This window comes from Pelomonas cellulosilytica, from assembly GCF_021353265.1.
GTDB lineage: Bacteria > Pseudomonadota > Gammaproteobacteria > Burkholderiales > Burkholderiaceae_C > Pelomonas > Pelomonas cellulosilytica.
This window is the reverse complement of the sequence record NZ_JAJTWU010000005.1, coordinates 227157-249438: the sequence shown is the minus strand read 5'-3', so window position 1 is coordinate 249438 and position 22282 is coordinate 227157. Positions and strand designations below refer to the sequence as shown.

20 protein-coding genes and 1 pseudogene are annotated in these 22282 nt (G+C 62.5%); 15 read left to right on the top strand and 6 right to left on the bottom strand.

Going from position 1 to position 22282, the window contains the following annotated elements; translation table 11 throughout:
* Positions 1 to 62: 62 nt before the first annotated feature.
* From LXT13_RS14390 to LXT13_RS14370, 5 genes are all read right to left on the bottom strand, one after another.
* Positions 63 to 260 carry a hypothetical protein gene (locus tag LXT13_RS14390; protein ID WP_233372614.1) on the bottom strand — a complete coding sequence of 66 codons (198 nt, stop codon included), beginning with the start codon at positions 258 to 260 and terminating at the stop codon, positions 63 to 65.
* Positions 257 to 1048 (bottom strand): IS21-like element helper ATPase IstB, encoded by a 792-nt coding sequence (istB, locus tag LXT13_RS14385; protein ID WP_233372844.1) that lies wholly within the window; start codon positions 1046 to 1048, stop codon positions 257 to 259. Before istB ends, LXT13_RS14390 begins: the two co-directional genes overlap by 4 nt.
* Before the next feature lie 8 nt (positions 1049 to 1056).
* Complete coding sequence (istA, locus tag LXT13_RS14380; RefSeq protein WP_233372612.1) at positions 1057 to 2559, bottom strand: IS21 family transposase; 1503 nt, start codon at positions 2557 to 2559, stop codon at positions 1057 to 1059.
* A 20-nt stretch (positions 2560 to 2579) separates the two neighbouring features.
* On the bottom strand, positions 2580 to 3017 hold the full coding sequence (locus LXT13_RS14375; protein WP_233372611.1) for a hypothetical protein: 438 nt from the start codon (positions 3015 to 3017) through the stop codon (positions 2580 to 2582).
* A 398-nt stretch (positions 3018 to 3415) separates the two neighbouring features.
* Positions 3416 to 4900, bottom strand: a complete 1485-nt coding sequence (locus tag LXT13_RS14370; protein WP_233372610.1) for an ATP-dependent nuclease — start codon at positions 4898 to 4900, stop codon at positions 3416 to 3418.
* A gap of 646 nt (positions 4901 to 5546) precedes the next feature.
* Here LXT13_RS14370 and LXT13_RS14365 point away from each other — a divergent pair.
* The 14 genes and pseudogenes from LXT13_RS14365 (at position 5547) to LXT13_RS14300 (ending at position 20012) form a co-directional block, all read left to right on the top strand.
* On the top strand, positions 5547 to 5792 hold the full coding sequence (locus tag LXT13_RS14365) for a DNA-binding protein (protein WP_233372609.1): 246 nt from the start codon (positions 5547 to 5549) through the stop codon (positions 5790 to 5792).
* Positions 5793 to 5957: 165 nt separating this feature from the next.
* Positions 5958 to 6635 (top strand): Tn7 transposase TnsA N-terminal domain-containing protein, encoded by a 678-nt coding sequence (locus tag LXT13_RS14360; RefSeq protein ID WP_233372608.1) that lies wholly within the window; start codon positions 5958 to 5960, stop codon positions 6633 to 6635.
* The gene (locus LXT13_RS14355; protein ID WP_233372607.1) at positions 6571 to 8559 is read left to right on the top strand and encodes a transposase family protein; all 1989 of its coding nucleotides are present in this window, start codon (positions 6571 to 6573) and stop codon (positions 8557 to 8559) included. The genes LXT13_RS14360 and LXT13_RS14355 overlap by 65 nt, the downstream gene beginning before the upstream one ends.
* The gene (locus LXT13_RS14350) at positions 8546 to 9508 is read left to right on the top strand and encodes a TniB family NTP-binding protein (RefSeq protein WP_233372606.1); all 963 of its coding nucleotides are present in this window, start codon (positions 8546 to 8548) and stop codon (positions 9506 to 9508) included. Before LXT13_RS14355 ends, LXT13_RS14350 begins: the two co-directional genes overlap by 14 nt.
* A 16-nt stretch (positions 9509 to 9524) precedes the next feature.
* Entirely contained in the window at positions 9525 to 10397 is an 873-nt protein-coding gene (locus LXT13_RS14345; protein ID WP_233372605.1) for a TniQ family protein, read from the top strand.
* Positions 10397 to 11353: a TniQ family protein gene (locus tag LXT13_RS14340; protein WP_255719476.1), complete on the top strand. Its 957-nt coding sequence runs from the start codon at positions 10397 to 10399 to the stop codon at positions 11351 to 11353. Before LXT13_RS14345 ends, LXT13_RS14340 begins: the two co-directional genes overlap by 1 nt.
* Before the next feature lie 93 nt (positions 11354 to 11446).
* Entirely contained in the window at positions 11447 to 11656 is a 210-nt protein-coding gene (locus LXT13_RS14335; protein WP_233372604.1) for a hypothetical protein, read from the top strand.
* Positions 11653 to 11901, top strand: coding sequence for a hypothetical protein (locus tag LXT13_RS14330; RefSeq protein ID WP_233372602.1), 249 nt, complete (start codon positions 11653 to 11655; stop codon positions 11899 to 11901). The genes LXT13_RS14335 and LXT13_RS14330 overlap by 4 nt, the downstream gene beginning before the upstream one ends.
* Entirely contained in the window at positions 11898 to 12182 is a 285-nt protein-coding gene (locus tag LXT13_RS14325; protein ID WP_233372601.1) for a hypothetical protein, read from the top strand. The genes LXT13_RS14330 and LXT13_RS14325 overlap by 4 nt, the downstream gene beginning before the upstream one ends.
* Before the next feature lie 818 nt (positions 12183 to 13000).
* Entirely contained in the window at positions 13001 to 13531 is a 531-nt protein-coding gene (locus tag LXT13_RS14320; RefSeq protein ID WP_233372599.1) for a 3'-5' exoribonuclease, read from the top strand.
* Between the two features lie 371 nt (positions 13532 to 13902).
* Positions 13903 to 14124 carry a hypothetical protein gene (locus LXT13_RS14315; RefSeq protein WP_233372597.1) on the top strand — a complete coding sequence of 74 codons (222 nt, stop codon included), beginning with the start codon at positions 13903 to 13905 and terminating at the stop codon, positions 14122 to 14124.
* A gap of 93 nt (positions 14125 to 14217) precedes the next feature.
* Positions 14218 to 14401 (top strand): annotated as a pseudogene (locus LXT13_RS14310) (integrase); the annotation flags it as partial.
* Positions 14402 to 14676: 275 nt separating this feature from the next.
* Complete coding sequence (locus tag LXT13_RS14305) at positions 14677 to 15945, top strand: ATP-binding protein (RefSeq protein WP_233372596.1); 1269 nt, start codon at positions 14677 to 14679, stop codon at positions 15943 to 15945.
* A gap of 53 nt (positions 15946 to 15998) precedes the next feature.
* Entirely contained in the window at positions 15999 to 20012 is a 4014-nt protein-coding gene (locus LXT13_RS14300) for an NACHT domain-containing protein (RefSeq protein ID WP_233372595.1), read from the top strand.
* Positions 20013 to 20145: 133 nt separating this feature from the next.
* Here LXT13_RS14300 and LXT13_RS14295 read toward each other — a convergent pair whose 3' ends face one another.
* Entirely contained in the window at positions 20146 to 21894 is a 1749-nt protein-coding gene (locus LXT13_RS14295; RefSeq protein ID WP_233372593.1) for a retron Ec67 family RNA-directed DNA polymerase/endonuclease, read from the bottom strand.
* Here LXT13_RS14295 and LXT13_RS14290 point away from each other — a divergent pair.
* Positions 21893 to 22150 carry a hypothetical protein gene (locus tag LXT13_RS14290; RefSeq protein ID WP_233372592.1) on the top strand — a complete coding sequence of 86 codons (258 nt, stop codon included), beginning with the start codon at positions 21893 to 21895 and terminating at the stop codon, positions 22148 to 22150. The two genes, LXT13_RS14295 and LXT13_RS14290, sit on opposite strands and share 2 nt — an antisense overlap.
* The last annotated feature ends 132 nt before the right edge of the window (positions 22151 to 22282 follow it).

The following is a 22282-nucleotide window of genomic DNA, read 5'->3' as shown; positions in this document are numbered from 1 at the left end:
TGGGGCCCTGGTGGATGAGATGAGGACGCCGCCGACGAGGGAGGCGACGTTATTCGGCGGCGTCAGAACGGTTCAGTCGGGTCGGCGGGGGGCGATGGTGTGTCACGCACGAGTTGATCGCGCCAGGCCTGTTGGATCCGCGGGCCGTAGAGGATCCAGAGCTGCTCGCTCAGGGCCTGCAGGCACTCGGAGACTGCCAACGCCTGCTCGGGCGTCCAGTGCGTCGGCAGCACCGATGGGGTGGCCGGGCGTGGCGTCACGGCTTGGCCTTGCGGGAGGTGGCGCCGGCTCTGGCCGCGCGCTGGCGCGTTCGTGCGGCCAGCCGCTCCTGGGCCTCCTTGGCCCGGTAGGACTCGCCTTCGATGCGCACGACCTCGGCGCGGTGCATCAGCCGGTCGACCAGCGAGACGACACAGGCCGCGTTCGGGAACACCTCGCCCCAGTCGGCGAACGCTTTGTTGGTCGTGACCACCGTGCTCTTGTGCTGGTAGCGCCGGCTGACCAGCTCGAACAGCAGGTCGGCGTGGCGGTTGGAGTAGGAGAGATAGCCGACTTCGTCAATCAGCAGCAGGTCGGGAGCGGCGTAATGGCGCAGCCGGCGGCGCAGGGTCGAGTCACTGTCCAGAGCGGCAAGATCGCCCAGCAACTGGCCGGCGGTGACGAACAGCACCGTGTGGCCAGCCAGCACCGCCTGGTAGCCAAGGTTGCAGGCGCACATGGTCTTGCCCACGCCGTTGGGGCCGACAAGCACGACGTTGGTGGCGTCGGCGAGGAACTGCAAGGCCATGAGGTCTTCCACGGCGCCGCGGTCGATCTGCGCGGGCCAGCTCCAGTCGAAGTCGGCCAGCGGCTTGAACTGACCGATGTGGGCCTCGCGCAGGCGGCGCTCCAGGCTGCGGCGACTGCGCTCCTGGGTCTCCCAGTCCAGCCACTGCGCCACGCGCGCGGCGGCCTCGGGATCGGTCATCACGTCGGCCCAATGGGCCAGCAGGCCGTGCAAGCGCAGCTCGGTGGCCCGAGTGCGCAATTCGGCGGCGTGGGCCGACATGGGTGCGTTCACGGCTGTTCTCCTTCATCCGCCGGGACGATTCGGTCGTAGTTGGCCAGGGCGTGGGAACGCACGGGCGCGTCGCGGCGCGCGACCTCCTCGCTCAGATGCAGCGCCGTGGGCGGGGGCAGCCCCTGCTCCTCGCGGGCGCGCTCCAGGGCCAGGCGCACCGCGTTCGGATGCGGCACGCCCTGGGCCAGCGCGCTGTCGATGGCCGCCTGCAGCGCCGAGGCGCCGTATCGATCGAGCAGGCGCAGCAGTGCCGCGGTGATGGAGCCCAGGTTCTCGCCACGCTCGGCGGCCCGCGCGAGCAGCACAGACGCGCTTGGCACCGCACGGCTGAGCCGATCGACACCCCGGTGCCCGCGCGAGCGGCGCTTGTGCTGTACCAGCGCATCGATGTGGGCGGCATCTTCGATCTGCGCGCCTGCGTCGTAGCTGCGGGCGTGCCGGGCGATCTCGGCTGCGCCGTCGAACACGCGCACGCACTCGGGATCAGCGAGCACGGCCAGGGTGCGCCGCACGTGGGTGTGCGGCACCGAGTAGTCGTTGAGGTCGAAGCGCACGTAGGGCGTCTTGCCCACCTGCACGGCCACGCGCTCGCCCAGGGGGTACTCCTGCGCGGGCAGCGCCAGCAGGCTTGCGCGCTCGGCCTCGAAGGCCTGTCGCACGCTCAAGCTGCCGTCCTCGGGCCAGCGCCGATCCGAGGCGAGCCCCTCGCACCAACGGCGCGCCTGCGCGTTGAGGTCATCCAGGTCGGCGAACTCGCGCGCCGCGAAGAAGGACTCGCGGATGTAGCGGATGCTGCGTTCGACCCGACCCTTCTCGTTGCCGCGGGCCACGGCGACCGGGCGCGGCTCGAAGCGATGGTGGGTCGCGAACTTCAGCAGCTCGGGATTGAAGCGCACGGCGTCACCGATGCGCTCGAGCACGGCGCTCTTGAGGTTGTCGTAGAGCAGAACCCGGGCACAGCCGCCATAGGCGGCAAACGCCTCGACATGGCCGCGCAAGAAGCTGTCCATCCGGGCATCGAGGAAGAAGCGCAGGAAGATCCGGCGCGAGTAGCTCAGCACCATCACGAAGGCCATCAGCGGCCGGCGCGCGCGGCCGATCTGCAGGTAGCCGAAGTGCCCCCAGTCGACTTGCGCCTGCTCGCCTGGCAAGGTGCGCAGCCGCAGGTAGGCCTCGGCCGCCGGGCGCGGACGCAGGGAGGCCACGAGGTGGCGGAAGTGGTCGGGGCTGCCGCGGTAACCGCGCTCGTGGACCATGTCGAACAGACGCGCTGCGGTGAGCGTCGGGAACTTCGCCAGCGTCTGCAGGATGAACGGCCGGAACGGGTCAACGCGGCTGGGTCGCAGCAGCGCGGCCGGCGGCGACAGGCCCGCCTGCGCGAGCACGCGCCGCACGGTGTCGCGATGCACGTGCAACTGCCGGGCGATGGTGCCCACGCGCCAGCGTTCGGTCTCGTGCAGGCGCAGGATCTGCGCGCTCATGTCGGCGGAGATGACCAAGATGACTCCTTCGAAGACCTTCAGGGACAGGGATCGACCACGCGGGCAGGCCAGCGCCGCAGGCCGTGACGCACGAACCCCTGGCGCACCCAGGGCGACAGCGGCGCGCCACAGCGCCGGCAGCGCGGCCTGATCTGTAGCGCCTGGTCAGCGGTGGCGTTCGCCGCGTGGTCGGGCTCGTTCACGGTCAGTGGAGCAGCAGGCACCTCGGCCCGCCAACCCTGATGCGTCACGAAGTGGAGGGTGCGGCCAGCGGCAATGGCGCCGTGTTCGTCCTCGCCCTCGCGCTGGCGCTGACGCCAGCGCCGGGAGCGCTCGGCATGGGCCAGGCGACCGGCGCGGCTGCGCTGGTAGCGCTGTGCCGCCGCACGCCGCGCCTCGCGGCGAGCCGCACCGGAGCAGGCTCGGCCGCAATAGCGCTGACCACGATCGCAGCGGCTGCACAGCAGGACCTGCACTCGGCAGCGCGCGCACACGAACAGACGGGCGGGATGGTCGACGGCCAGGCTCCCCGGAACGACTCCCGGGGAACGCCAAGGGCAAGCTGCATGCAGCGTGTACGGCCGCGTGCCGCGGCATACACTGCGCTCGCATCCCGCTACTTGGCGCGGTTGTAGGGCACGGTGTCCGGGCTTTAGCTGCCACGCGATGGGCCGGCACCGTGCCCGCCTACCTCTCGGGCACGGCGAGGTTCTACCTCACCGCCGCGCCCTGAACCACGCGCATCCCCCGCCCCTACTCGCGCCGCCGCCAGGCGGGCGCCCTGCAGGGCGCCCGCCTGGCCGTCAACTCATGAATGACGACGGCCACGGCCGACGCCGCGCCCCCCTCACTCGCAATTGACCCTTCCCAGGGCTCAAGGCAAAACCGCGCTCTCACCGCCGAATAAGCGCGCTTCCTGACCGCCGTTCACATCGAGTGATTGCTGCGTCAGGTAGTTCTCGATGGCTCGACGCTCGGTAATGCAAACCTTGATCTCCAGCATGTCGCAGCTGTCGCTGAAGCGCTGCCTAGCCTTTAGTGCAGGGCCGCCAGCCATTTCGCGTTCGCTGTCTACCAGCGCAAATACCTTTCCGTCTGTGCCGGCAAGACGCTTCACCTCGCTCAGTTCCTCGTCCCTCTTGCCGTTTGCCATCGCATCGCCACCCAACGGCAAGACTACGGTGCAATGGTCTTTGTCGTACAGCCGAAGCAATGCCTGAGCGGTACGGACGTCGTTGACGCCCTCAACGAGCAGGATGGTGTTCCAGCCCAACTCTTGCAGCCCGGCTATGCCCAGCGAACCAAGGAATTCCGCCAACTGAGGCGTGCGCTGATATGGACGGACCGTTGATCCCTGGCCTTGTCGCTGCACAGTGAAACACTGGTCGGCGGCTTGGCGGGCAAGACCAATGGAGTGCGTTGCGAACATCACGCCGTGCGCCGAGTAGTTGGCCAGCGTGGTCAGGAACTCGTTTTGGAGGCTGGGATGCAGGTGCAGTTCTGGCTCGTCGATGACGATCATCGACGGCTTCTTGATGAGCGCATTGGCCAGAATGAGGACCATCTGAGAGAAGCCGGCACCGAGCTCTTGTAGCTTGTGAGGACGTCGGTCCACAACGACCTGCAGTGACTTGCCGTCGGCCGTGGCGGAAATCTCGAGTGAGTCGGCCCCAATCAGCCGTTTGACGTCTTCAGTGACCTCTTGAATGGCCCTGTTTTGGCTCCGGTTGGGGCCGGTCTTCCATTGATTCCACTGGGCGATGAAGCCCGTCCCGATGTAGGCATCGAAGTGCGTCCCAGCACCTTCGTTGATGGCGTTTCGGAACGGGCCTACGTATTGGATGTCGCGCAGAAACTGGAGGAACTTTCGTAGCGGGCCGACGGTGTACACGGCACTGCCAACCGTCAACCGATTGTCTGTCTGAGACGCTCCCTGGTTCAACGGAGGCAGCTCGCTGCCGTTTGAATCGAAAAGGGTCACGCAATAGAAGGATGCTGTCTGGTCGAAGGTGACACGCATCTTCGCCACCGACAGGACTTGTTCTCCCTCACTCAGGGTTGGCTCGAAATCAATCGAGCACTCCGGATAGTTCCTCTCGCACAGAATCTCGGCGGGCTCGTACAGCCCATGGCTTACGTTCCACCCCTTTTGGTTCGCGAGGTTCGTCCAAGTGCCCTGCGTCATCTGGTCCGCAATGCCCGCGATGACATTGCGCATCTCGTACGGGAACCGGATGAGCGCGGATTTGCCTGAGTTGTTAGGGCCGACGAAGGAGGTGAAGCCTTTGCTGAACTCAAGCGTGGCTGGCGCCTCGCGGCGAAAGCAGCGGTAGTCGTAGAGCCGAACCTTGCCGATCATTTCTGCCTCCCTTGGACTTGTCGCGTCATCCTAGCGGGCCCAGCGAGCGAGCGCGACTTACCGCAAGGGCTCGATTGAGGTGGGCGCGGAATGGGGAGGCGGTCAATGAGCTGCGCGGATACCAACATCAGCATCAAGCGGAAGATCGCAGGGGGCAAAGCTGCCGGCCGAGCTTGCGGACGCCGCTTGGCGGCTTTCGGCGGTAGCGGTCGCTGATGCCGCGAGCTGCAAACGTCTCGGATCAGCCTTGAGCTGACTTCACCGAGCATCTGAGACGGGCAATACCCCTCCTCCCCCGTGCATCTTTTCCCGCAAATGTCGAAGTTCATTGAGTTCTGAACACTACCCACTGCCGAATCAAGCACTTGGACAAACCATGCCCAGGGAGTCCTGAACTCCGTGCTCATTCAACTCTGAACATTTACGAATTCTTATGGCCCCCGCCCTGCTTCTGCTCGCATCAGCGCAGAAGTACTCCCACCAGAAATTACTTCATATACATGCACATGGTTTTGCAGCAAAACTCCATCGTACATGATTTCATAATCAATAGAAAACCCTAAGTCGGATTGGCACTTGTTGCGAAACTGCATGCCGCATGCATATAGTCGCGTCCGCTTCTCGCGCTGCATAACACTTCATCAAAATGACCACGGGACCGAATGACATCAGCTGGCAGGCCCAGGTGGCTCGCGTTCGGGCTGATTTCAACGAGCGCGGTGAGTCAATCGCAGACTGGTCTCGCCAGCACGGCTTTCATCCGAACGCTGTGTACCAAGTTCTTGGTGGCTACACGCAGGCCATGCGCGGGAACGCGCATCGAATCGCAGTTGCGCTGGGCATCAAGCAGTCGCCAGCACCAAAGGAAGCCAAGGAGAACAGCATGACGTAGCGCGACTCCCAACGTCCGCGCGAAAAAAAGCGCCACCATCCCTTGCAGGGGTTGGTGGCGCCCGGGAGCTTGAAGCTGCCCTCAGAGACTTCAGTTTCATTCTCCCCGCGCAAAAAGTCAATCCCAGGTTAGGCCTGGGCGGGACAACTATTGCCGATCGGGAAAATGAAACCCCCAAGAAAAATCATCACGCGCTCCCCACACCGGAGCGTGGGAGCGGTGCACGAGCCATGGTTCCAAGCCGAACCCATTCAGCACGAATCCAGGCTCGAGAAACACTGCATTGAAATCCTGCTGCTGACGCCAGGCGTCGTCCGGATCGAATCCCAACCGCTGGCGATCGAATTCAAGGCGGGCGAGCGTCCACAGCACTACACCCCCGACCTACGGATCACGCTGTCGGATGGAACCCAGGCTCTCGTCGAGGCCAAGGGGCAGCCCTTCGAAAAGCGGTTCCGTGAGCTGTTGGACGCCGGGCTGCGGGATGCGGTGCGGTCACTCGGCCTGCCGCTCTATCTGGTGCCCAGCCAGTTGCTCGACCCAGAGCGCACCGCGCAGGTCTCCGCGCTTCGGGCGATGGCGCGCCGTACGCCCCCACCTGGCGCTCTCGATGCGCTGTTGACCTGGGCCTCCTTGCAGTCAGGCGCCACCGTCGGCGACGCCGAGCAGGCGGGCTACGCCTTGGGCCTCATCGGTCACGCCGTAGGCCGGCGTCTGCTGACCGTCGGCCCGAGCTTCGACCTCAAGCCCCAACAACCCCTCTTCCTGGCAAACAACCATGAGCACCTTCACCCTGACCATTGGCTTGGTCATCCGGGACGGGCAGAGGACGTGGCGGCTTGACCGCACCCTCGACGACTCCCGCAATGTCTTCCTCGACCTTGAAAGCGGCGCGCCCAAGACGATTTCCACGGCAGAACTTCAGCGAGATCTTCTCGCAGGCCGGCTGCTTGTCGTACAGGAGCACCCCGTCGCCTTGTCCAAACAGGCCGAGTCCGCAACTCAGTTGGTCCAGACCGTTGAGGACCTCCCGGAGAAAGAGCAACGGCGACTGAAGTACCGCATGGGCATCGTCAAGCACATGCTCAGGCGAGGCATTCGCAAGGGAATGCGGTCACTCATCCGGATTGAACTTGCCAAGCTGCCTGCGCAAACAGTGTCGGAGCTGGCCGAGGCTGAGACGACTTCTGCAGCACAGGTCCCGACCGCCTCAACGGTCATGGACTGGATGCGCAAGTTTGACCGGTCTGGAGGGAACCCCCTGTCGTTGCTCAGCGGGAACTGCTTCCGTCGAGCCAGCGGCCGGCTGCATCCACTGGTCCTGGAGATCGCACGTCGCAAAGTCCGCGACCACTACTGCACCCGCAAGCGCCCGTCAGCCAGCGCCACCAAGTTGGTGATCGACAGGGAGCTCAGCGTCCAGGCTGATCGCGGCCGCATCGATGCGGCCGAGGCTGCCATCAGCATCTCCACGCTGCGCCGCGTGATCCACGAGGTATCGCCCTTTGAGCGCTGCGTCGCGCGATATGGGCCGGCCTATGCGAGGAACAAATGGCGCTACAGCTTGGGTGGCATTGATGCCCCTCGGGCGCTGGCCAGGTACGAGATCGACCACACGATCCTCGACATCGTCGTCGTGCACGACGTGACGGGCATGCCCATGGGACGCCCGACGATCACCGTCGTTGTCGACGGCTATAGCGGTTACATCGCCGGGTTCTTCATCAGCTTCTGGAGTGCCAGCCTAGCCAGCGCGCTATCGGCGTTCAAGATCGCAATTTCCCCGAAATACTTCCTCACGGAGCACGCTGAGCTGCGGCATCGCTGGCTGGCCTTTGGCATCCCGGACCTCATCGTCGTGGACAACGGCCTGGAGTTCCATTCCCGCCATTTCCACGCAGCGGCCTGGCATCTCGCAACCGACGTGTTGCATTGCGCCGTAAGGCAGCCCTGGCTCAAGCCGACTGTGGAACGCACGATCGGCGAGATCAACGGCTATCTCCCCGCCGCAGGCCGAGTTGAGAAGCCGCTGAACAACTACTTACCGGAACAGCCTGAGAAGCACGCTTGCATCACGTTCGGCGCCCTTTGCATGGGTGTTCTGAAGGCCGTAGTTGATGTCCATCCCTTCGAGGTGAGCGAACGCAGGCTCGACCGGGCCTATGACCTCTATGGCGAAGGCCTCGCCACGCAGCTGGCGCCTCGGCTGGCAAGCAGTTTCAATGAACTGGACATCATCATGGCCAGCGCCAAGACCCTCACCGTGGGCAACGAAGGTGTCGTCAAAGACTACCTCCGATACAACTCGCCTGAACTCCAAGCCCTTCGCCGTCGGGTGGGATTGACTTTCCGGACCGAGGTCAAGTTCAACCCAGAGAACCTCCACCACGTCTGGGTCCACGACCCGCTCCAGAAATCATGGCTGCACGTGCCGTCATGTCAGGCCGAATACACAGAGGGTCTGTCGGCCGTCCAGCACAGGGCGATCCGAGCGTCAAAAAAGAAAGAGCTAACCCTCCGCAACGCCGCTGAGACGTTGACGCGTGGCCGTTTGGAGCTCATCGACATGTGGGGCGGCGCGATCCGCTCTGGCAAACGCGTGAAGTCCAACTTTCTGAAGGCCGCCGAGGGGTTCACGTCCACGTCGACGCTCGGCGCTGCCTCGCGCAAGCCCGAATCCGCTGACGCTGCGACTCCTCTGATCCCCGTCACCAAGGCCGAACTGATGGCCCTGCCCAACGAGATGGAAACCTATGCGTTCGAATGACCATGGATTTGATCCCCTGGACCCGGAAGAGCTGGAGGTCGACATCGGCCGGCGCCAGATTCGCGAGCGCTGGCTGGCAACCTACACGCCGAAAGCGCTCCAGCAGGGCGCTGCGATAGACAACGCCATCGTCAAGCACGACCGATTCAACGAACTGGTCGGCAGTCTCGACCGCATGTTCTTGCTCAGCAAGGAGCTGCGACAGCCGGTGGGCGGCGTCATCGGCGGCAACGCCGGCGTGGGCAAGACCACGCTTTGCCGGTATTTCCTGGACGCGTTGCCGGTGCATGACCTTGCTGACCGCGGGTCTGGCGTCCTCTACCTGCGCTTGCGTCGCGGACGATCGTTGGCGGCTGTAGTTCAACGCATCCTAGGCCTACTGAACTACCCGCTATTCAAGGTCGGCAATGCGAATCTTGATGCGCGCCGCTCCCTGTCGATTGACGCGCTGCGCCGCCGCAAGATACGACTTCTGCTGGTGGACGAGGGACACCAGATGATCGGCCAAAGCAAGGCAAGGCGCGACGACGGCACGTCGATCAGCGAGTACTTCCGCGAGGTCATGGATGAGGCCCAAATCGCCGTCTGCATCGTGGGTGGCATCTCTCTGTCCGAGCTGGGTCACGTCGACCCGTACCTGGAAAGTCGCTGCGTCGTGAACGAGGCTCTGAGCGACTTCACGCTGGATAAGCCTTGGCTCTCGCTGGTGCAGTCGCTGATGCCTAGCAATTCAGCCCTGGAGTTCAAGCAGCTCCAGACATCGCGCGAGATCAGGGAGGCGATCCACAAGACCGCTCGCGGCAACCTCCGCCGGCTCAAGCAGTATCTGGCGGAACTTGCGATGGCGACGGTCGATGCCCGCAAGAGCACGCCGACCCCCGTTGAACTGAAGCTAGCCTACCAGCGGGCATTCGGGAGCCAAGAGCTGTCGAGTTGCCCTTGGGCATAGTGGAACTCGAGCGGGTATGGCATCCAGCCCTTTCCGATGGACTGTGCCGGTCCTGAAGCACTTCGATGCGCGGGTGGCCGCGCTCGTTGGTGTTCCGCACGCGCAGGACCACGAAGCCCCGAACTCCTGGCTCACGCGTGTGGCTGCGCTGCAAGGGTGCGATTCGGCCGAGCTTGCGGCCTACCTGGGCTTCACCTTTAGGGCGGACTTTGACCGTTCGTACTACTTCGTCTTCAGGAAGGTCAGATCTGAGGCCCCACAGGTTCGGGGGCTTGAGCTGGGACGGATTTACACCGACTCTTCGCCACGACACGCGGCAGCCGGCAGGTGGATGAGCTCGCCCTCAAGGCATCGCGGCCGCTATCGCTTCTGTCCGCTGTGCCTGAAGTTCGATCAGGTGCCGTGCATGCACCTGTACGCGCGGGTGCAGGAGCTGGTTTTTTGCCCTTGGCACCGATGCCTGCTCGAAGAGCAATGCCCCAACTGCAACGCCCATGTCGAGCTGATGCAGGACATGGCCACGGCCGGGCCACGGCGCATGGGTGTCGGCGATCTGAGCCTGTGTCTGAGTTGCGGCGGTCGCCTGGATGCGATGGCTCCACTGCCGATGGACTTCGAGTTCGTCCGCCGGCTGCCGCACTGGCTCAGGGAGTGGGGCCGCCATGGGCCGGAGGTTGTTCAAGGGCCAGGCATGTCCCTCGATCAGCTTTGGCGCGAGGTCCAACGCCTGAGCAACCCGCCTGCGCCGATGAGTGACCTCGTCGCTCTTCAGCGAAAGTCCATGTCGACGTTGCTGGCGACAACAACCGGAGCACCTGTTCGAGCACGCGTCGGCCCAACACCGCCGGCATCGCATGACCAGGAACCCTCAGGCCTGAGGGCGTCCTGATGTCGCGACTGCCTATCCCGACTGAACCCCGACGGGTCGAGTCCGCCCCTGGGTACTTGCTGCGCGTGTTCGGTCTCAACGGCGTCAGCGTCAAGGAATCGGTCAGCTACTGTCGAAACGCTCGGCGCGCACGTCCCCTGGCGACAGATGCCGATCTACTCGCCGAACTCGTAGGGGGGCAGGCTGAGTGGTTTGAGCATCGGATGCCAATACCTCACGCACGCGACCAGTGGCCCGAGGTGCGACTGTTCGGCCACGTGTGGCAGGAGGCATGGCTGTTGCGCGGCATCCACCAGCAGGTATGCCCCGCCTGCCTGGACGAAGAAGGTGCGGCCCGCCTGGAGTGGGATCTGCTGGCGTACCCGGTGTGCCACATCCATCAAGAGACACTGCAGGACGCCTGCGCTGCCTGCGCACGCGCACTCAGCCCCATGCGCCCGGCGCTGGACGTGTGCGACTGCGGGGCGTATCTCGCCGGCGCGGCGAAGGTTTCTCGCGGCGTCGAGGGCCCGGTGCTTCAATGGTGCGAATGGCTCTCAAAGCAGGTTCTGCCGGACGAACATGCACCGTGCGTCACTGGGCTTGAAGACATCGCGCCACAGCTGCGTGGCACCAGTCCGGACGGGGCCTTCCGCTTGATATTCGTGTTCGGCGGGGGCATGAAGGCGTATCGCGGCGCCAAGATCCAGGACAAGAGGCCTTGGCTGAGCAGCGAGCGCGTGGAGCGACTGCTCACCCACGGGCTAGATGCCCTGCGAGCGTCGGCAGATGGCCGCCCTTCTGGCCTAGACGGCAGCGCTTCCCGTGCCCTGGCGCTGCAGGCAATGGTGGGCGTCACGGTCTGGGATCGTGCTGCTGCCGCACGCGAGATGCGGAACCTGAAGTTGGGTCGAAGATGGCGTGACTCCGTCCCCCGACATCCGGCTCAGCAACAGCTGTTTGACGGCCTGATTTGAAGACTGGGTGGGTACCAAACGGATTGGTATCAGCCGTGCAAGCGTGCCACAACAAGGAGACTAACCAATGAAGGACTTACACCCCGGCACGGGATGTTCGAACTGCTGGGGCGGGCGCCAACTCGCATGTCGCACGAGGACGCGCGTGAATGGATGGACAGGTTGCTGGAGATACCTGCGGATGAGCTGGATGTGGCGGGTATCAGCTTCGAGCAGTATGTGCCGGTCGAAGGCCATCGCCGCATGCTGACGAACTCGCCCCCATACCAAGCCCTGCAACTCACGCTCCAACCGCAGCCATGACCGACAGCACGCGAAAACACAGCTACTGGAACCTCCGGGTGATCGAGTTCGACGCAGGAGAAGATTCGTACAGCGCGGTGCACGAGGTTTACTACGAGGCAGACGGCCGCCTTCGCGGCTACTCGGTGGAACCAGCCATCATGATGTGGACAGCAGACGACGAGCCAGGAGCGGCGCGGCGCGCCCTAGAGAAATTCCAGCGAGCCCTGGCTGAGCCCGCGATCAAGGCAAAGGAGTTCGGATGACATCGCTCAGAAAGCAACGTGCCAGGATCCACTGCATTCACCGGGACCTCATTCAGCGGCGGATGGCCAGCATGCTGGAAGACCAGCTATGGGATCGGATGCCCGCCGTCGGTAGAGAGTTCGGCAGCCCGGACTTCGATCGGCTGATGGAGGAGGACTACCGGCTCGGTCGGGGCGTGTTCGACCCGGCCATTCGACAGGCGTTCGGGGGAGGTGGCGAACGTCTTGTCGATGTCGTAGTGTCCGAGGAACGCCCGACGCAGCCCAAGATGCCGGTCTGACGATGGGGTGGCGGCGCATCAGTCCGCCAGACGGGACACGCGCGGTGACGCTTGCGTCACGAGGAGCAGCGGCAAGCGCCGAGCGCCGTCAATGCCTCCGCTGATGTCCCCCGTGACGCATCAGGGTTCCTCGCAAGCCCGCAGCACAGACCCAGGGCCGCTGGTCAGCCCCCGAGCTCGAACCTGCTCCGGCAAGTGCCCTGTGCACGGCACTGCTACCGCGTTGTCCGGGCTGCGAAGCGCGTCCACAGCCGTGGGTGCGGCAAAACTTCCTTCGCCCGCGCCGCGCTGTCGCCAGCAAGCGCTTGGTAAGGGCGGGGCCGTGACCTGCCCCCTGGCGACATGGCAACAAAGCCCGCTCGCCTCCTTCAAGACCATCCCCGCATCGAGTGCTGACATCGGGCGCGCAGCGGTGCGTTTACACAGCAAAGCCGCCTCCTCACCGCCGAACCAGCGCGGATCCTGACCGCAGATACCAGCAAGTGCGGCAGCCGTTTGGATCGATGAATTTGAGCATCAAGAACAATGGGGACTGGGATTCCCGGTTGGGCGATAGAAACGGCGCCGAGCTTGATCTATGCCATGCTAGCGACTGAACGGTCCTTGGTCCTTGGCTTCGTGTCTCGACCCGCGGTTGGACCCGTCCTGCTGACTGGAAAGAGTTCTTCGCCACGAAGCCAGCCACCGCCGACATGCGCTGACCTCGTCGCTTCGGAACTCGCGAGAGAAAGTCGGAGGTTTCAGACTCCCCGAACCGCGCGTCCGATGGCAGCGCCCGGCCGCTAGTCAAGATCAAGAGCAAGTGAGAGGTGCAGCGTGTGAGTAATCCCGAAGCCTTGGCAGCAAACTGGGGCGCTTGCGACGGCTGGCAGCCAGAGAAGGGGCCGCGCAGCCCTTGGAAGACGCGCTACTTCCTGGATACCGAGTTCACGGACTTCGAGTCCTTCCAGCTCATCAGCGTGGCCATCGTGGGCGAGGATGGGCGCGAGTTCTACGCTGAGCGGACCGACTTTGAAGTGGCGCTGTGCAGCACCTTCACTTGCGAGGTTGTGCTTCCCCTGCTAGGGCGCTTGCCCGGGCGTGCGATGCCGTCTGATCAGCTACGCGAAGAATTGCTCGCGTGGCTGCTGGCTACACCACGCAAGCCCAAGCCCGTGCTGTGCTACGACTTCGAGGGAGACGTCGATCTGGTTGAGCGGCTGCTTGGCGGCGCGCTGCCAAGAGGCTGGAAGCTGGAGAACATCGAGCAAAAGATCGACGCGGCCCGTCGAGCTGCTTTCCTGACACAACAGGGGGGCGAGCACCACGCTCTACAGGACGCGCGGGCCAACGCCCGCGCCTTTCTCTGATGGCGTTTCGGGCAACCTTACCCGCAGCGCCCCTTTCGACAAGCGTTTCTTCGGGTTTGATTGATCTCTAGCTGCTTCGCCGTCCTCACCGACGCCAGACCGGACTGCCATTGAGTTGGGCGCATCGAGACCATAATCCCGAAACCTGAGGACTGATGTCTTGCTGGCGTTTCTGGAGACGGCAACCGGGACACCAAGCGAGCACGCGTCGGCCCGTTGCCGGCATCGGACGGACCGCATGACACCCCCCAGTCCTGAGAGAGCCCGGATGTCTACGCACGCTTCGGAAACGTTGGAGCAGCCATGCCGGCCGCCGTGTGGATTGCGCAGACGAAGCAGGTGCTGTCCACCAAGGAGCGCGGAGCGCGAGCATGCCAGACAACGAACACACATTCCGCTGCACCATCACGATGGGTGCGGGCCTGAGTCGCGAATTTGACGAGATCGTCGGCACGGATGAGGCAGCGAGGACCGCCGCACTCCGCAAAGCCATCCTGCTCTACGTCGCCGCCAAGCGGGCCGCTAATAGCGGGGCGAAGGTCGGCGTTGCTGAGCCCGGCCAGGCGCTCGCCACCGAGTTCATCAATATTTGAGCTGTCTTGGTCCCTACGACCTCCGGCGGCCGTCGTAGCGACCGTCGCCCCAGCAGCTCAGAAACCAGTCCCCGACACCGGCGTTTCTTCCCACCGGCCAAGCTCAAGGACAATTTGGGCGCTGTGCGTGAGGCTCCAGATGGAGAGTCGGGTACGAGACCTCGCTCTCTTCAACTTTGGCATCGACAGCAAGCTGCGGGGATGCAACCTCGTCGCACTCAGGGTTCGGGACGTGTGCCATGGCGATCAGGTGGCGTCTCGCGCCGTCGTCATGCAGCCAATTGCCAAAGCCGACCGGCAACTTTGCAACGAACGCGCTCAATCAGCTCGACGATTTGACAGGCCCTTATCGGAGGCATGCGGAAGCTCGCGCTGGGTTGTTTCGAGACGATCAAGCTACGACCAATTTAGGTCCATCGGATGGTCCTACCAGTGCGGTCGACCCACAAAACCTGCACGCAACACGCTCCCGTCCCGGGAACGAAGGGCTCGGTGCCGCCCGTCGCAACGCGGGTGATTGCAGTGAGTAAATTTACTCACTATCATCAAGCCATGCGCAAGGGGCCCTTTCTCCGAGATCTCGGACCGACATTGGCGCGGCGTCTGGCGGAGGCGCCTGCGCGAATCCAGATCGTTGCCGGACCACGGCAAGTCGGAAAGACGACGCTTGTCGACCAGGTCGTGAACCGGTCTGAACGGCCACCTTCAGCGCGCACACTACTCAACGCTGAGCCATCGCCCCTTGCAGCCTCATCCGGCCTCGACTGGATTCAGCCCACCCGCATCGATGAAGAGTGGTTGATCTTGCAGTGGGGACATGCCGAAACGGCAGCCAAGGCCTGGCACCACTCTGATCACCCCGCTGCGAAGACGATGCCCTATGTACTGGTCATCGATGAGGTGCAACGAGTTCCACAGTGGTCTGGCGTTGTCAAAGGGCTCTGGGATAGAGCCCGTTCACTTGGCATTCCGATGCACGTTGTACTCCTCGGCTCTGCTCCATTGCTTATACAGAGCGGCCTGACGGAGAGCTTGCTCGGGCGCTATGAAATCCTGCGGCTGGGCCATTGGTCGTTCGAGGAGATGAACGAGGCGTTTGGCCTGACGCTGGAGCAGTACTTGTACTTCGGCGGCTTCCCGGGCAGCGCAAGCCTTCTTGGCGATGAGGCTCGTTGGCGCAGCTATGTGCGCGAATCACTGATCCTGCCGAACATCGAGAAAGACGTTTTCGAGATGTTCCGGGTCGATAAGCCCGCATTGCTCCGTGAACTCTTCAGCCTTGGCTGCTCTTACTCGGGACAAATCCTGGCGCTCGACAAGGCAGGCGGGCGGCTAGGTGGTGCGCACACTCAGACATTGACGCACCAGCTCAACCTGCTCTCCTATGCAGGCTTGCTTTCCGGGCTGCAGAAGTACTCTGGACAGGCGATACGGCAACGCAGGTCACCGCCCAAGTTCATGGTGCACAACACGGCGCTAATGGGCGCCATGGGGAACTACGGATTTGCGGAAGCGCGCGCTGACCGCAGTCATTGGGGGCGATTGGTCGAAAGTGCCGTGGGCGCTCACCTAATCAACACGGCCGACGGAGACACCCGTGTTCACTACTGGAGAGATGGTGACGACGAGGTTGATTTCATCTTGGAGCGACGCGGCATCCTCGCAGCCATCGAAGTCAAATCGAACAGCGTTGAATCGCACCACCGCGGCATAACCGAGTTCATTCGGCGGCATCCCGAGACACGGAAGCTTCTGGTAGGCAGCGAGGCCATGCCCGTCGGCGAATTCCTCCGGCGGCCGGCGGAGGAGTGGACACGGTGACTCGGTCCGCCACCACCAAGGTTCGGCTGTACATACCGCGCCGCGCTACAAGCTTGTCGGCCGAAGGCAGGCCAGAAACTCGTCCCCTTGAGGCTTGGCGTGGCATAGCAGCGTATGTTCTCCTTGGCGATCCCGGGTCTGGAAAGAGTGCGTCCTTCCGAGAAGAGGGTCTGGGCGAAGGCTGCGTATACATCAGCGCAAGGGACTTCATCTCGCTCGGGATTGAGCGCAGCGATCACGGGAAGACGCTCTTCATAGACGGCCTTGACGAGATGCGAGCCGGTGCTGCCGATGGGCGCATTCCGTTGGATGCGATTCGTGCCAAGCTCAAGGAACTTGGGCGGCCGCGCTTCAGACTTTCCTGCAGAGAGCATGACTGGCGATCTCAGACCGATCTCGACGCTCTACGCCAAGTTGCCCCCAATGGGGAGGTCGATGAATTGCATCTGGAGCCTCTTTCCCAAGACGAGCAGCGACAAATCTTGGTGGGTCGCCCCGGCGAAGTTCCTGATGCTGATGCCTTTCTGGAACAAGGTGCTGCCTTGGGGCTCGCGCCCTTGTTCGGCAACCCACTGCTGCTCGATCTGACAATCCGCGCGGTAGCTGACAACCAAGGGTGGCCAGCTACCCGCTGCGACATCTACGGACTGGCTTGCCGCACGTTGGTTACCGAGCAGTCTCCTGCCCATTTGGAGGTCTTGCCCCTGCAGCCAGGCGACGTGGACCAAATCCTTGACGATGCTGGATTGCTTTGCGCGCTTCTGCTTTTTAGCGGCAAGTCGTCTCTTACGAAGTCTTTGGAGGGCAGCGTCACCTCCATCGCCTGGCATTCACTTCCTAAGGTATTCGAGCTAGTTGCGCCGCAACGCGCACTTGCAAGCAAGGTCTTCACAACGATCGATGGCGAGTCGTTTGCGAGACATAGAAGCATTGCTGAGTTTTTGGCGGCAAGATCTATCGCAGAGCGACTGAGCAAAGGACTGCCCTTGGGCCGGATCTTGGCACTGATGCAGGGTACTGATGGGGGCGTGGTTGAGCCTCTTCGAGGCCTGCTCGGATGGCTGACCGTTCACGACGCTCGCGATCGTCTGGCCCTAGTTGAACTGGATCCGCTAAGCATTGTGTTGAACGGGGACGTCGCAGCCTTTTCCGTCGACGACAAGCGGGCCCTTCTCGCGGCGCTCCGCGCCCAGGCCGAGCGGAACCCTTGGTTTCGCAACCAGCACTGGGCCAGTCATCCATTTGCACCTCTGGCCTCCGCAGACATGGCGGATGTGCTCGAAGAGGTGCTGGCAGACCGATCACCAGATCGCTCGAACCAAGCGTTCATGGGCTGCGTCTTTGACGCACTCATTAACGGAGAACCCATGCAGGAACTCCGGTCGCTGCTGGAGGCGTGGGTTGAAGACGACGCCGTTTGGTTCGGCAACCGAATCCTAGCTCTGAAGGTCTGGATGCAGGGCGGTAGCCTTGAAGTCAACAAGGCACGATCCTGGCTTGAGCAGTTTCGCGATGGCAGCCTCAAGGACCTGGATGCCCGACTATCAAGCGAGCTCCTCGACGGCATGTACCCCGAACAGTTGGGACCGGACGAGGTTTTCAGATTCTGGCCGAAGCCCGGTGACATCGCACGGAACACGACGATGCCCAGATTTTGGTACAGCGGACTCGTCAATCGGTCGCGCCCGCACGATTTCCCGAAGCTGGTCAATGCTTGGCTTCAACTCAAGCCGCAGTCGCGTACCGAGTTTGAGGGCGAATGGAATCGTCTTCGCACTGGCATCCTAGCGGGGGCATTGGAGAACGCAGGCGATCAAGCCGACGACGCGACGTTGTCTGCGTGGTTGGACCTCGGCATGGACAAACACGGCTTTGCCAAGCTGGATGCAGATGCCGGAGGAGCCCGAATTTCAAGTTGGCTAACTGGCCGGCCTGGGCGAATGAAGGCCATCGTCGCGCTAGCATGGGACGCTGTTCGAACCGATCCTCAAAGCGGGCGGCGCTACTTCTGGGAAGGTGAACAACGGCTCTTGCGTGCCACCCTTCCCCGAGACTGGTTCTACTGGCTGCTACAGCATGCAGCGACCAAGACAGACCAGCAACTGGCGGAGTACTGCTTTCTCCAAGCTGCTCGCGCCGTCGTAGATACCCCGGCGGGATTCGACATCCCCTCCATTGAAGAGATTGAAGGTTGGGTCGCTGCCAATACCGACCGTCACCCAAGTGCTGTCGAATGGTTGGAACAAGCCTTCAGTTGCGCACTTGAAGGCAATTGGCAGGGCGAGGAGCATCGTCGCCTAAGAAGGCACGAAGCGGAAACTCGCGCGAAGCGAGAGGCACGACGGATAGCCCTTGCCCCACACGTACCGGCGATCCTAGATGGCAGTGCCCCATCTCATGTGATGCATCAGTTCGCGCTGGCGTGTGGAAAGCGGTTCTATGACATACAAGGAGAGACCCCGGAGGAACTGGCTCAAGACTTCTTAGTCACTGACGTCGAGACAAGCAGGGCGGCACTTGCCGGACTGAACAACGTTTTTGTTCGCGCCGACCTTCCCAGCGCAGATGATATTCTTGAGCTGAACGCCAAAGGCAGGTATCACTTGATCCGACCGGCATTGCTTCTTGCCGCACGGCGGGCCAGTGAGCGGGACGTCGCGGTGGTCGATGGCTGGAGCGATAAGCTTTTATCCACCTTAATCGCGAGTTGGCTCACCGACGGTACCGAGACGCCAGCTTGGTACTCTCGCGCCGCGGAGGCCCGCCCGTCCATCGTTGCGCCGCTGCTTATTCGCCATGCGATTCGTGCCCTGAGGCGCAAGGGGCCCCTCCACGTGTCAGGACTGTGGGCGTTGACATCGGAGCCAAAGCAGGCGGAACTCGCGCGCATGGTATTGCCGGAGCTTCTCCTGAGCTTTCCCCAGCGCAGTTCAGAGGAATCTCGCCGGGAGCTAAACAGCCACTTGCTTAGTGGCCTTCATCTTCTCGATGATGCACTTGCTGCCTCCATCGTTCGACGGAGGCTCGACAACCCGTCCATCGATGCTGCGCAGCGCCTTTGCTGGCTAGCGGCAGATTTGCCGTACCGCGATAGTGCCCTGCAGCAGTTGACCGAATTTGTTGGCAAGAACCAGAAGCGCTTGGCTGCCCTAGGGAACGCCCTCCACCAGCAAAGCAGCGTTGGTCGATCCCTGCGCCGTGTATCTCCAAAAACACTATCTCGACTCATTGAGGCCCTTGCGCCAATCACAAGGCCAGAGCGGCCGACAGGCGCCCATTGGGTTTCAGCTGCCGATGAGCGTGGCGACACCGTGCGGGCACTCGTTACGATGCTGGCCGCAGATCCTCAACGGTCAGCCGCCATCGAACTCCAGCGGCTCGCAGAGCTCCCGCAACTCGAGCCATGGGCAATTCGCCTGAATTTCAGTGCGCTTTCCCAACAGGACGTAGCGCGCGAGGCCTACTACGCGCATCCAACACCGGAGGCCGCAGCATTGACGATTGCTGGTGGTCCACCTGCAAATCAGGCCGACCTTCTTGCGCTGACCCTTGACCATCTTGGCGATCTTGAGAAGAAGCTCCGAGGAGCAGACACTTTTGGACTCCGGCTCTACTGGAATAGCACGAAAGAAACCGAAGCCACGCCGAAAGTCGAGAACGACTGCCGCGATCTACTGCTGGAGCAATTGCGGGAGCGCTTCAGACCCTTGAACGTTCATGTTGTGCCTGAGCGACGAGCAGCTGCAGAGAAGCGATCAGACCTTCGAGTGGAGTATTCGGGCTCTGGTCGACAGCTCGCGGTGCCTATCGAAATCAAGAGAGAAGACAACGCCAGTCTCTGGCTGGCATGGCGCGATCAGCTTCAAAAGCTATATTCGAACGATCCAACTGCGGATGGCCATGGGATCTATCTAGTACTCTGGTTCGACTTTAAACCGCGCTCATCTCCTGAGGGGGATCGGCCAACCAGCGCTCGAACCATGGAGGCGATGCTGGTTGAACGTGTCCCCGTCGTGGATAGAGCGAAAGTAGCTATCCGGGCGATCAACCTCTCGCTGCCGAAGTAGATGGTCGACACAGTTCGAGCAGTTGCCACGAAGCTATCAATGTGCCTCGTTCTCGCCAGCAGATCGCTCGCCGAAGCATGCCCCGGCGGCCTCTGTCCAGACAGGCACGATCTCCCGGTCACGGGATGGCGTGCTACGGCACCGGCGGATGGCGCTTTGCGTAGTCAGCCACTACCGCTACCACGCCGTCCAGGATCGCCGAGAACCCGCTGAAGTCAATCGAGTCGGCCTTCTTATCGACGATCTCGCGCGCAAAAGCCGCCTTGCCGAAGTGCTTGGTGTCGTCGAATTTCGGCGCTCGCGAAAAGGTCTTCGTGCCGAGCGTCTCCGCGAGAGTTTTCGCATCGAAGAAGTCTTCGATCGCTGTCTTGGCGCCGCCGGCACCCAAGGGCGTCGGCACCACGTACATGTTTCCGACGACGTGGATGAACTGCTCTCTACCGGTCGGGCGCGGCTTCTTGGTGATGCCAGAGATCGCGCCGTAGATGTCCTTCGCGCCTGCGTCGTTGTCGACAAGAACGATGACGGGGTACTTCGGAGCCGACGCCTTGATCTTATTGATGAAGTCCGAGTGATAGTGCTTCATTAAGTGGCAAAGCCCACCCACCCCTCCCGTGAGTTGGGTGATCTCGCTGGTCCGGCGCTGCCCATACTTGAACAGCCTCAGGAGCAGCTTTGGCGGCGTTCCGGCGGCGAGCATTGGGTACTTCGGCGCCAATCGCTTAATCGCGTGTCTGAGATAGATGTTGTCCGTCGGGCCTTCACAAACGATGACCGGCGATCCGATCGCGTGAAACGCATCGAAGTACAGGAACCGGCGGAACTGTTCGGTTCGCCCCGAGGTGTCGTGCGGTTCGAGGCCGTTATCTTCTCGGAGCTTGCGGTTGTAGAGGTCGACCTGATCGATGTACGACAACATGCCGATGAGTTGGCGGTTAGTGCCGGGCTGCTTGAAGGTCGTTTCGACGCCAGCCGCATCTAGCTTCTTGAAGATGCGTTCGAACGCGCCCGTCTTCAGGGCATGGTCAACCATTGCGCGGACGGTGTAGCGATAGGTTGCGGGGACGTTCACCTTCCTGTTCACAACCAGGCCCGTCACGTCCTGCCGCGAGTCCCGATACTGCATCCGGGTCTTCTTGTCGTTGAAGCTGAAGCCGGCCTTGGCGACCAGGCGCTTGAGTCCTTGACCCGGTAGCCAGAGGTCCTTGTCTGCGTCATCCTGCCTTGCGACGCGGGACGAGAACTTACTCTTGTTCGAGCTGAACGTCAGGTCGTCGGCGTAGCGCGAATAGCTGCAGCCCGTTGCTGAGGCCAGTCGGACCAGCATGATGTCCATCACGTGGCCGATCAGGTTCGAGATGACCGGCGAGCAGGGGCTACCCTGCGGAAGCTTGTTTTCATGGCATGCGATCTGTGCGATCACGGTTGCCACCTTCTCGTGAAGCGCGAAGTTCTTGTCTTTCAGAAAGAAGCCGCGCACCCGGCCGAAGTTGATCGTGCCGAAGAAGTCATGCAAATCCACGTTGAAGACGTACCTGCGCGTCACATGCACACGCGCGTTAGTCATGATCGTGTGCTTGCGCTTGAACCCGTGCGCGACGCCATGGCGCTTGCCATCCTCGACGTGACCGCGCGAGCTGTTGATCTCCTCAACGCAGTTCTGAAGCAGGTTAGCAAGGCGGTGCTGAACGAGCTTCAGGTCCTTGTCTGGCGCCCAGATCTCTCTCGTGCCACCGTGTCGCTTCGGGATATCGAACTTGGAGTACAGAGCTGCCTTTGGCTTCTTGTACAGAACAAAGGACAGCATGCCCGGCTTGACTTCGAGGAGCCTGGCTACGTCAGAGAGGGTCGTTGCGGCCTTCAGCTGTTTGAGTTGGGACATGCGTGAAGGCGGCGAAACAAAGCGGACCCACGGACACTCTTACGCGACCGCACAGTTGCTCAGCGAGATGCCGGGCAACACCGAGGGACGCCGAGGAGCATATCCCCGGACATTTGTTTCACATGCCATGAAGCATGGCAAAAAATCTGTCCGCGAGTCCATCTTCACTCTAGCACTGATGGCCGTGGCATCCCGCAGTATCAAGGCGATGCTCGCCAAAGACGGGTTGCAGTGCGCGCTGACGTTCGTGGCGTAACCGTCGACTGAGCGCAACCAGCCTATCTCGGTCGGTCGGCGGTGCGTGTCGTGCGACAGGTACTCAACACATTCCGGTCATCCAGGCGACGGCCTAGTCAAGCTCGGACCGCCCGGTCTCAGGCATAGACCG

Coding starts and splice junctions, on each gene's coding strand:
- istB (WP_233372844.1), bottom strand. CDS start 1,048: ATGTCGGCCCACGCCGCCGAATTGCGCACTCGGGCCACCGAGCTGCGC.
- LXT13_RS14370 (WP_233372610.1), bottom strand. CDS start 4,900: ATGATCGGCAAGGTTCGGCTCTACGACTACCGCTGCTTTCGCCGCGAG.
- LXT13_RS14365 (WP_233372609.1), top strand. CDS start 5,547: ATGACCACGGGACCGAATGACATCAGCTGGCAGGCCCAGGTGGCTCGC.
- LXT13_RS14360 (WP_233372608.1), top strand. CDS start 5,958: ATGAAACCCCCAAGAAAAATCATCACGCGCTCCCCACACCGGAGCGTG.
- LXT13_RS14355 (WP_233372607.1), top strand. CDS start 6,571: ATGAGCACCTTCACCCTGACCATTGGCTTGGTCATCCGGGACGGGCAG.
- LXT13_RS14350 (WP_233372606.1), top strand. CDS start 8,546: ATGCGTTCGAATGACCATGGATTTGATCCCCTGGACCCGGAAGAGCTG.
- LXT13_RS14345 (WP_233372605.1), top strand. CDS start 9,525: ATGGCATCCAGCCCTTTCCGATGGACTGTGCCGGTCCTGAAGCACTTC.
- LXT13_RS14340 (WP_255719476.1), top strand. CDS start 10,397: ATGTCGCGACTGCCTATCCCGACTGAACCCCGACGGGTCGAGTCCGCC.
- LXT13_RS14335 (WP_233372604.1), top strand. CDS start 11,447: ATGTTCGAACTGCTGGGGCGGGCGCCAACTCGCATGTCGCACGAGGAC.
- LXT13_RS14330 (WP_233372602.1), top strand. CDS start 11,653: ATGACCGACAGCACGCGAAAACACAGCTACTGGAACCTCCGGGTGATC.
- LXT13_RS14325 (WP_233372601.1), top strand. CDS start 11,898: ATGACATCGCTCAGAAAGCAACGTGCCAGGATCCACTGCATTCACCGG.
- LXT13_RS14315 (WP_233372597.1), top strand. CDS start 13,903: ATGCCAGACAACGAACACACATTCCGCTGCACCATCACGATGGGTGCG.
- LXT13_RS14305 (WP_233372596.1), top strand. CDS start 14,677: ATGCGCAAGGGGCCCTTTCTCCGAGATCTCGGACCGACATTGGCGCGG.
- LXT13_RS14290 (WP_233372592.1), top strand. CDS start 21,893: ATGCGTGAAGGCGGCGAAACAAAGCGGACCCACGGACACTCTTACGCG.
- LXT13_RS14295 (WP_233372593.1), bottom strand. CDS start 21,894: ATGTCCCAACTCAAACAGCTGAAGGCCGCAACGACCCTCTCTGACGTA.